A 2,490-nucleotide genomic window follows, 5' to 3' on the forward strand; every position below is an offset into this window, starting at 1 on the left:
CAGACCCGACGTACAAGGGATCATCATCGGAGGTTCCGTGGCGCATGGCTTTGCCAACGAAACCTCTGATATCGACATTATGATCGTCCTTTCTGAAGAGGATTACAAGAAAGCTTGTTCCATCCATAATCTTGGGTATTTCGAAACGGAATCCTGTTCTTATGAAGGCGGTTACGTGGACGGGAAAGTTGTATCCGCTTCCTACATCAAGCAAGTGACCGAATCCGGCAGCGATCCTGCTAAGTTCGCATTCCAGGATGCGTTCGTCACCTATTCCAATATCGAGGGGTTGGAACAGTTGGTCCAATACGCTCCCCGATATCCGGTGGAGAAAAAGGCAGAGAACATGCAGAAGTTCTATGCACAATTCGAAACCTGGAAATGGTATTATTACGAAGGACTGAAACGCAACAATCGTTTATTAATCGACTACTGTTTGACCCACTATGCCTTTTTCGCAGGTAGGTTGATTTTGGTACACAACGAAACGCTGTTCCCTTCTTATAAGTGGTTCTTAAAGGTTCTGGAAGGGGTTGAAAAGAAGCCGGAGAATTTGTTGTCGGACATCCATCGGGTACTGGAAGAACGAACGCCGGAAGCCGTCGAGAATCTGTACGAGAGTATTGTGGAATTTAGTAACTGGTATCAGGCAGAGCATCATTGGTCGGTTCAGTTTATGATGGATAGCCAGCTGAACTGGATGGACGGACCGGTTCCGGTTCTCGATTTATAAACTGTTCTGCTAACGGGACACGTTTGTTCAATAAAACAGCGACAGTCTAGGACATTATTTTCTTGTCCTTGGCTGTCGCTGTTTCAATTTCAACGCTCAGTCTATAACTTATTTTATGGAGTCTAACGGTATGACAATTAGAAAACCCGCGTGGAATAAAGCCATCCCGTCTAATACTTTATTTTCTGCTGACATTATCCTTATGAATATCCATACCACATGCACGTTCAACTACGATTTCCATTCTAAAGTATCCTCTCTACGGCTAAATTAGGTAAGAGGCTGGTGCAACAATCAGAGTAGGATTAATCTCCCATGAGTGCTTCCCGATAGGGAGCGACAATCTGTGATGCACCGTGATCGTTGGAGTCAGACTAACGGATGGGCTCGTAGGCACCATAGTTGATCGACCTTCCTCTCCCAGCCATAGTAGCAGTATGGACAGATTTGTCAATCCATTTTCATCATCTGTGGTGCAGCGCTTGCGCTACATGCATGACTAACGGGCAGATTAACGCGAAGGCAAGCCAAACGAAAAAGAGTATAATAGGATTAAAAATTGAGCCCAAAAGGTGTGTCCTCATGCCCGAATATTCTCATATCCAAACTTATATAAAGTGTGATCATCTTAATTTCCAAGATGTTATCAGGCTCTTTTCAGAAGTAATAAACTCGCTAGAACTTGATTCTAAATACTTCAATGAAGAGCTGGAATGGAAAGTCTCGGAAAATAGTTTCATGTACGTTGGTGGCGGTGCTGCGCCTCAAAAAATCCCTATGGGGGACAGAACCTTGGCATATCCAACGATTGAACTAACGAGACACGATAGTTCAATAATACAAATTGATGAGCAGGAGCTACGGTATCCCGCTTTTTCATTGAACGGGCAGGACGGTTCCAATATATGGTATATTTAAATAAGACGAAATCCTACTTATTGGAGGCCATAAGAATTGTCCAATCCATTATTGGGGTATGGTAGAGGGAGCGTGATGTAGTGGAAAAGATAGCTGGAATTTTTTTGTTTTTTTTTTTATGATTCCTATGTATGGAGTATTAATATGGACTTATTTTTGTCCTGAGGATAGTTTATTATGGGGGAAACAATGGATGTATAAAGAAGAACCTGAAGTATCTGAGGGGGCAATACGTTATGCAAAAGTAGCCTCATTGACAGTTATTGTGGTACTGACTATTATATTTGGAGTCCTAATATTTAGTTAGCATCAACGTCCGTTTGCACTTTTTTGATTCTCGTGATACCTCAATCTTGTTCAAATAAAATCTAGGGTTGTTCCCAATAGTAAGCAAAAAGCGGTTAACCTAACGGGACACGATAGCAATAAACCGCCTTTTCAACGAAGGCGGTTTTCTTATGGTCAAATATCAACATTAGAATTTAACATAGCCAAAGAAAAAGATAAGGTTGGAATTGCGATTTGGTAAGTCACAACGTATTCACGGGGTGTGTCTGGTCTGTGGACTTTGTGTTCTGACTAAGCTTTTAAACACAAAAATACGCGTACTTGTCTAACACAGGTACGCGTGTTTTGATATTCCACTATGGTAGGTATTATTTTTACATATCTAAATTTTTGAATGCGTAAGGCAATAAATCCCTTAAACTCAGCTCTAAGATTTCTTTTTTCTCATTGGTTAAGTAGACAGGCATGTCGGGCAAACAGAATTCCGATAATACTTGTCTGCAGATACTGCATGGCGGCAGAAAATCCATTGTGTCACCTGCTACAGCTAT

At 41.6% G+C, this 2,490-nt stretch carries 2 protein-coding genes; both read left to right on the forward strand.

The genetic code is table 11. From position 1 onward, the window contains the following. Positions 1-733: nucleotidyltransferase domain-containing protein (locus tag ACWNM1_RS30425; protein WP_449603912.1), on the forward strand; the 733-nt coding region annotated here is incomplete at its 5' end. 582 nt (positions 734-1,315) lie between these two features. Continuing rightward, positions 1,316-1,651, forward strand: coding sequence for a hypothetical protein (locus ACWNM1_RS30430; protein ID WP_449603913.1), 336 nt, complete (start codon positions 1,316-1,318; stop codon positions 1,649-1,651). The last annotated feature ends 839 nt before the right edge of the window (positions 1,652-2,490 follow it).

Source organism: Paenibacillus sp. Marseille-Q9583, from assembly GCF_976954365.1.